This is a genomic window from Hypericibacter sp. (assembly GCF_050729195.1).
GTDB lineage: Bacteria > Pseudomonadota > Alphaproteobacteria > Dongiales > Dongiaceae > Hypericibacter.
The window spans coordinates 1-6,433 of record NZ_JBOHKS010000193.1 but is presented as its reverse complement, the minus strand read 5'-3'; the positions used below and the strand labels follow the sequence as shown (position 1 = coordinate 6,433).

At 64.6% G+C, this 6,433-nt stretch carries 8 protein-coding genes; 5 read left to right on the top strand and 3 right to left on the bottom strand.

Going from position 1 to position 6,433, the window contains the following annotated elements; genetic code table 11:
- Positions 1-121: 121 nt before the first annotated feature.
- The 3 genes from ACREE8_RS14780 to ACREE8_RS14770 all read left to right on the top strand — a co-directional run bounded on the left by ACREE8_RS14780 (position 122) and on the right by ACREE8_RS14770 (position 2,310).
- Positions 122-910 (top strand): SDR family NAD(P)-dependent oxidoreductase, encoded by a 789-nt coding sequence (locus tag ACREE8_RS14780; protein ID WP_431573774.1) that lies wholly within the window; start codon positions 122-124, stop codon positions 908-910.
- Positions 907-1,842 (top strand): polysaccharide deacetylase family protein, encoded by a 936-nt coding sequence (locus ACREE8_RS14775; RefSeq protein WP_431573773.1) that lies wholly within the window; start codon positions 907-909, stop codon positions 1,840-1,842. Before ACREE8_RS14780 ends, ACREE8_RS14775 begins: the two co-directional genes overlap by 4 nt.
- Before the next feature lie 195 nt (positions 1,843-2,037).
- A complete protein-coding gene (locus ACREE8_RS14770; protein WP_431573772.1) occupies positions 2,038-2,310 on the top strand; it encodes a hypothetical protein in 273 nt (90 codons plus the stop codon).
- An 85-nt stretch (positions 2,311-2,395) separates the two neighbouring features.
- Here ACREE8_RS14770 and ACREE8_RS14765 read toward each other — a convergent pair whose 3' ends face one another.
- Positions 2,396-2,671, bottom strand: coding sequence for a hypothetical protein (locus ACREE8_RS14765; protein ID WP_431573771.1), 276 nt, complete (start codon positions 2,669-2,671; stop codon positions 2,396-2,398).
- 193 nt (positions 2,672-2,864) lie between these two features.
- Positions 2,865-3,362: a thermonuclease family protein gene (locus ACREE8_RS14760; protein WP_431573770.1), complete on the bottom strand. Its 498-nt coding sequence runs from the start codon at positions 3,360-3,362 to the stop codon at positions 2,865-2,867.
- 269 nt (positions 3,363-3,631) lie between these two features.
- Here ACREE8_RS14760 and ACREE8_RS14755 point away from each other — a divergent pair, with 269 nt between their 5' ends.
- Positions 3,632-4,219, top strand: a complete 588-nt coding sequence (locus tag ACREE8_RS14755; protein WP_431573769.1) for a hypothetical protein — start codon at positions 3,632-3,634, stop codon at positions 4,217-4,219.
- Positions 4,220-4,327: 108 nt separating this feature from the next.
- Positions 4,328-5,182 (top strand): arylamine N-acetyltransferase family protein, encoded by an 855-nt coding sequence (locus ACREE8_RS14750; RefSeq protein ID WP_431573768.1) that lies wholly within the window; start codon positions 4,328-4,330, stop codon positions 5,180-5,182.
- Positions 5,183-5,186: 4 nt separating this feature from the next.
- Here the strand turns inward: ACREE8_RS14750 and ACREE8_RS14745 are convergent, their stop codons facing one another.
- On the bottom strand, positions 5,187-6,203 hold the full coding sequence (locus tag ACREE8_RS14745) for an AAA family ATPase (RefSeq protein WP_431573767.1): 1,017 nt from the start codon (positions 6,201-6,203) through the stop codon (positions 5,187-5,189).
- Positions 6,204-6,433 lie beyond the last annotated feature (230 nt).

Sequence of the window (6,433 nt, the reverse complement as noted above, 5' to 3'; positions counted from 1 at the left end):
CGGCGACCTATCTCTTCCTCGCGTCGGAGGCCGCCGCCGACATCACCGGCCAGGCGCTCAATGTCGATCGCGGGCATTTCATCGGATGACGAACCGTCGCGAAAGGAAGGGGTGATTTCCGATGGGACGTCTCGAGGGCAAGATCGCCATCGTCACGGGCGCCGCCGCCGGCATCGGGCGCGGCATCGCCGAACTCTTCGCCGCCGAAGGCGCCACCCTTGTGATAACTGACATCGACGAGGCGCAAGGCCGCGAGACCGCCGCCGGGCTGCGCCAGGCCGATGACGACAAGGTCCTGTTCATCCCCCATGACGTCGCTTCCGAAGATGGATGGCGAACGGTGATCGATACCGTCCTGGCCCGCTTCGGCCGGCTCGATATCCTGGTCAACAATGCCGGCGTGCAGATCTCGCGGCCGCTGGAGGAGATCTCGCTTCAGGAATGGCGCAAGGTCTTCCAGGTCAATGCGGAGGGCCCGTTCCTCGGCACCCGCATGGCGATTTCGGCGATGAAGACGACCGGCGGCGGATCGATCGTCAACGTCTCCTCGACCTTCGCCATGGTGGCGGACGGGCTCAATGCCCATTACTGCGCCTCCAAGGCCGCGCTCTGCAATTTCACCAAAGCGGCCGCGCTCTATTGCGCCGACCGTTCCTATGGCATCCGCGTCAACTCGGTCCATCCTGGCGTGATCCGCACGCCGATGGTCGAGCGCGAGATCGCCGATGTGACCGCCGCCCGAGGGCTCACCTCGGACGAATCCGTGCGCGAGGAATGGGCCCGGCTCTGCCCGCTGGGGCTGGGCGATCCCAAGGACATCGCCTATGGCGTGGTCTATCTCGCCTCCGACGAATCCCGCTATGTGACGGGCGCTGAACTCGTGATCGATGGAGGTCATATCATCCGATGAGCGATCCAGCCGGCTTCCCCCTGATCGAGCGTCCCGTTCCCTGGCCCCACGGCGCCAAATGCGCCGTCGCCATGACCTTCGATATCGACACGGACAGCTTCCTGCATCTCGAATTCGGGAAACGCGTGCCGGACATGGTCGCGACCACCTCCTGGTTGCGCTATGACGAGATCGCGGTGCCGCGGATCCTGCGGATCTACAAGGAGCTGGGCCTCAAGCAGACCTTCTTCTATCCGGCCTGGTGCATGGAGACCTATCCGAAGCTGGTCGAGCAGATTCTCGAGGGCGGGCATGAGATCGCCCATCACGGCTACCTCCACGAGAACTCGAACCAGCTCTCGCTCGAGGACGAGCGCGCCTGGCTGCGGCGCAGCATCGAGGTGATCCAACGAATGACAGGGCAGCGGCCGCGCGGCTATCGCGCGCCGGTCTACAACTATTCGCGCCATACCACCGATCTCCTCGCCGAGGAAGGCATTCTCTATGATGCGAGCCTGATGGCGGACGATGTGCCCTATGTGATGGAATCGCGCGCGGGCGAGGTGATCGAGCTGCCCTCGCACTGGGCGCTCGATGACTGGCCGCAATTCGCCCATAACATCGAGCTGCAATACACCATGACGATCCGCTCGCCCGACGAGGCCTTCGCGGTCTATCAGGCGGAGTTCGACAGCGCCTGGCGCCATGGCGGGCTCTGGATCGGCGTCTGGCATCCCTGGCTGACCGCCAGGCTCGCCCGCGCCGAGAAGCTCGTCGCCTTCATCCGCACCATGCTGGCGAAAGGCGACGTCTGGATTGCGCCGATGGAAGAGATTGCCCGCCATATCCGTCGCGTGATCGATGACGGCAGCTACGACGCAAGACGAGTCGAGATGCCCTATTATCGCGACGTCATCGACGCGTCGAAGGTGCCGCAGCAGAAAAAGCCTTAGCGCAGCAAGAACATACCAACCTGCTGCGACAGCCTGTCGCGCTGGAACCGGCGCGGGTGAGTGCCGTTCTATAGAGAGCACCCGCCCGGCTTTCAGGGGTCCTTTACAAGCACCGTGTCACGATCTTCATCGGATCGCTGACGGCCTGAGCGGGCGATGCCACCAGCCCCTCGCCGTTCGCGGATAAGCCTCGCCATGCTACGCCTCACCGCCGCCCAGACGAACCCCATCGATTACCACATCGTCTACGATCCCCGACCCGACGGGCCGCTGATCGGCTTCTATGCCGGGCAGCCGATCGCCGAGGCGATCCGCGATTTCTTCGGCCGCCGCTTCGTCTATGACGGCATCGCGCCCCGCCGGCGCGACGGCAAGTATGATGTGAGCCAGCTGCAGCCCGGCGAATGGATCGCCGAGCCCGGCCTCGTCTATCACATCGAGAGCGACCGGCCCGCCAGGGCGGCTTGAGCCGCCAATACCGGCACGATCTCGAAGGTTCCGGATCGATCGGTCAGTCGGTGGGCGCGCCCCTTTCGCGCGCCGGCGCCGATGATCAGGGTGGTCCGAAGGCGACGTTCAGCGCCCTCTGAATCCGTTGGTAACCCGCATTGCATTTGAAGAAGCCCTCCTGCCAGCCGGCAGTGTAGTCATCACCGGACACGGGCGGCTGGGTGATGTCGGAATGCTCATAGAAGGGACTTCCGGCATAGGCGTATCCCGCATCGCAACCATCGTGATAGCCGACGCGATAGTCGGGCGGGCCGGGGGGCATCGTGAACATCGGCGTTGTACAGGCGGTCAGCAGACCGAGCCCGGCAATTGCTGTCATCAGCCATCTGGCGCGAGGCATAGCGGGGCCTCCCTTGTCAGTCTCCACGATTTCATCGTCAGGATAGGTCGTGCCGGTTGCCCGAAGCCATGGTGTCTATGCCCTACGCGCACAACGCCTCGACCCCATGTTGTTTTGGGCGTCTTCTCTGCAAGCCGACTTTGCGGCTTCTCTGTAACGCGCCGCCACGGCGTTACCGGGGCGTGATCACGTCGGCCTGGAATCCCCAGAGGCCGAACCCCCGGGCCTCGGCGATCCGCTCCAGCGCGGCATAGGGGAAGGGCGCGCCGGGCAATGCCAGCGCCCAACCTCCGGCCAAGAGATAGGCGGCCAGATCTTCGCCCGGCGAGAAAACCGTGCGACGCACAAAACATACCGCGCTGATGCTCCCGTCGGTGTAGACGCCGCGTTTGTCGCAGGAGACGAAGCCTTGGATCTTCAATTCAAGCGCCCGCGCGGCCCTGCCCCCGCAGCGGGTGGGCCGGAGAATGAACAGACAGGTGATTGGCGTGGGCGGTATGTAGATGCCATAGAGCCAAATGGTCCGCGCACCGATGAGCAATGACCCGTCGTCTTGCACGATCGCGGCGCCAATGATGTCACCGAGATGCCCCGCCGCGAGAGACCGCGACGCGAGCGTCAGCGACAGCCCGATACAGGCTATGGCAAGCCACAAATGTCGAAATCCCATGGCCATCTCCCGAGGCCAGCAAACGGGATATGGCAATCATTTTCCCTTGCCGCAAGCGGGCCCCGAGCCGATTGGCGCGATCCGCCTGCGGCCCCGTCCCTGCGGCTGGCCAAGACGACATGACGGTTTGCGTCAGGAGCCCTGACGAGAGCGCGGTCCGGCGCGGCGATACGGCCGCGACCTTCCCAGCCTGCTTCCACGCCGCCCGACGGCAATGGTAGCGTTTGCGTCGATCCTCGGGAGCATTCGAGGATGCGCCAGGGGGATCCATGGATAGACGGAAAGAGCGCCGCGAGCGGATCGACCTCCTGCTCGAGCGGGTTCGCGCCCTCAATGCCCAAGGCATGGCCCGCAGCTCCCTGGAGACGGTGAAGAGCGCCTTGATCGCGCTCGCGCAGGAGCGAGACCTCTTCCAGCTCGCCGATTTTCCCGCGCCGACGCAGGGACTGAGCGTGCTCTACCGGCTGGCGCAGGATCCGGACCAGCAATTGGCGCTCTATCTCCAGACCGCGTTGGCCGGCGACGACACTCCGCCGCACAATCACGGCACATGGGCCGTCATCGCGGGCGTGGCCGGCGAGGAGGAGAACATCCTCTATGAGCGCCTCGATTCAGGCGACCGGCCCGGCCATGGATCGGTCCGGCCGAAGGGCCGCTTCACCGTCAAGCCGGGCACGGCCATCGCCTTCATGCCCGACGAGATCCACAGCATCCAGCTCCAGGGAAAGGAACCCGCGATCCACCTGCATCTCTACGGCAAGCCCTTCGAGCTGATGACCGATCGCGTCTGGTTCGATGTCGCGAAAGGGACCACCGCGCATTTCGCGACGCCTTCCAACGTCGTCGACGCGCCGTGACCTCTCGTCCGTTCCCTGCCAGGAATTGTCGGAAACTGTCGGATCGATGGAAGGCGCCCGGGCCATTGTGAGGTCCTGAGCGCGTGTCACGGGAAGGACAAGGTCCCCATGCCCGACGAAAGTTTCGATCAGGACGCCTGGCTGCGCCGCATCGGCCATAAGGGATCGCGCTCGCCCACGCTCGAGACCTTGCGCGCCGTGGTCGCGGCTCATGCCTCGGCCATCGCCTATGAGAGCATCGATGTGCTGCTGGACCGGCACCCGAAGCTGGATGTCGAATCGCTGCAGCGAAAGATGATCGCGGGGCGCCGCGGCGGTTATTGCTTCGAGCAGAACATGCTGTTTCGCGCCGGCCTGCGGTCGCTGGGATTCGCAGTCACCAGCCTGCAGGCCCGCGTGGTGCGGGGCCTCGCCGTCGATGCGCCGCGCCCTGCTTTCCATATGGTCCTTCGGGTGGATCTGCCGGAAGGACCCTACTTGGCCGATGTGGGCTTCGGCAATCTGGCGCCGACGGCGCCGCTCGTACTCTCGCCGGAAATCGAACAGGAGACCCCGCACGAGCCCATGCGCTTCGTTCCCATGGGCGATGAACTGGTGCTGCAATCCCGGCTTGGCGACCGGTGGGAGCATATCTATCGCGTCGTCGCGCTGCCCCGGGTCGATGCCGAATATGAAATCACCAACTGGTTCGCCGCCAGCCATCCCGACAGCCCCTATCGGAGCAACCTGATCGCCGCGCGCCCCGGGCCCAATCGGACGCGGATCACGATGTTCAATGCGAGGCTCAATCTTCGGCATGCCGATGGCGAGGTCGAGCGCCGGACGCTCGATGGCGCAGCCGATTATCGAGCCGCGCTGGCCGATCTGTTCGGCCTAAGCTTGCCGGAAGCCGATCTCGCGGCCGCCCTGGCCACAGTCGAGAGCAAGGGAACGCGCGGAGCCCCGCATCCCTTCTTTGCATGAAGGCTCAGGCGCGAGCGGCGGCCCTTCGCAGCCGATAGGGCTCGGCCATCAGCGCATCGACGGCACTCGCGGCCTTCTTGGTGCGCTCGGTCCAGCCGCCATCGATGATCTTATAGGCGAGGCCGCGCCGGTCGAGCGCGTCGGTGAAATGGACCAGCTTCATCTGCCGCTCCTGCCCTGCATAGCGCAGCGGGTCGGGCGCGAAGGGCACATCGTCTGCCAGCAAGAGTCTTAGATCGTAGGGCCGTGCCGCGATCTCGGCTTCGACCGGGGCCGGGACCTGGCCCAGCGCCACCTCGCTCCAGACCGCCGTGCAGAGATGGTCGGTGTCGAGCACCAGCAGGCGGCTGGCCTGGCGCGCGAGCGCATCCTCCGAGGCCGCATGGCCGGCGCCGATGATCCCGATGTCGGCGAGATCGGGATATTTCGCCGGATCGGTCGCTTCCAGATAGCTGCGCGCGAACTCCGGCACATGGACCGTGCGGTGGGCCGCCGCGAGACGGCGCGCCAAGGTGGTCTTTCCGCAGCTTTCGGGCCCGATAATGGCGACGCGCTTGAGGAAGGACGGCCGCGCCTCGGGCAGCAGCAGATCCCAATGCTCGCCGATGCCGGCATGGACGCGGGTCGCCGAGATCGGCACGGCGTCGCGCGGCGTGTCGACCGGCACATAGCGGGCCCCCAGATCGGTCGCGAGCCGCTGGCCGTAGCTCTCCGAGGCAAAGAGCAGGTCGGGCGCCTTGCCGCCAAGGATCTTGAGAATCGCCTGGTTCCAGCGCTGCCAGAAATCCGGCACGCCCGCTTCGTCCTCCGGCAGATCGTTATGGAAGCGATGGATGCGCGCGAGCCCACGGAACTGATCCTCGAGCCAGCGCTGGCGCAGCGCACCGGGAATAGGGTCCTCGTCGCGGGTGTTGAGCATCACGTCGAGATCGCCGTCGCACCAGCGCGAGGCGAACTCGATCAGGTATTTGTGACCCAGGGTCGGCAGGCGGAAGCCGCCGATGATGAAGCCGCGAGGCATAGCTAAGAATACATGCCCAAATGAGAGATTGAATTCTTACTCGACCTTGAGTTGAATTCTGAGTCAGAGAGGTTTTTCCAAAAGAATATCAGTCGTAACTGAATGACATCCCTCGACAGAACGCGCCTTAGAAGGAGCATGACATGTCCGAAAAAGCGAAGACTATTCATGCCATCTCACTTGGAAGACGGTCCGTATCCGGCGCCTACAATAAAAGCCTGTTTCACTAC

What these genes read in the sequence shown, in the direction of transcription:
- ACREE8_RS14780 (WP_431573774.1), top strand. Translation starts at nt 122, where the DNA reads ATGGGACGTCTCGAGGGCAAGATCGCCATCGTCACGGGCGCCGCCGCC.
- ACREE8_RS14775 (WP_431573773.1), top strand. Translation starts at nt 907, where the DNA reads ATGAGCGATCCAGCCGGCTTCCCCCTGATCGAGCGTCCCGTTCCCTGG.
- ACREE8_RS14770 (WP_431573772.1), top strand. Translation starts at nt 2,038, where the DNA reads ATGCTACGCCTCACCGCCGCCCAGACGAACCCCATCGATTACCACATC.
- ACREE8_RS14765 (WP_431573771.1), bottom strand. Translation starts at nt 2,671, where the DNA reads ATGACAGCAATTGCCGGGCTCGGTCTGCTGACCGCCTGTACAACGCCG.
- ACREE8_RS14760 (WP_431573770.1), bottom strand. Translation starts at nt 3,362, where the DNA reads ATGGGATTTCGACATTTGTGGCTTGCCATAGCCTGTATCGGGCTGTCG.
- ACREE8_RS14755 (WP_431573769.1), top strand. Translation starts at nt 3,632, where the DNA reads ATGGATAGACGGAAAGAGCGCCGCGAGCGGATCGACCTCCTGCTCGAG.
- ACREE8_RS14750 (WP_431573768.1), top strand. Translation starts at nt 4,328, where the DNA reads ATGCCCGACGAAAGTTTCGATCAGGACGCCTGGCTGCGCCGCATCGGC.
- ACREE8_RS14745 (WP_431573767.1), bottom strand. Translation starts at nt 6,203, where the DNA reads ATGCCTCGCGGCTTCATCATCGGCGGCTTCCGCCTGCCGACCCTGGGT.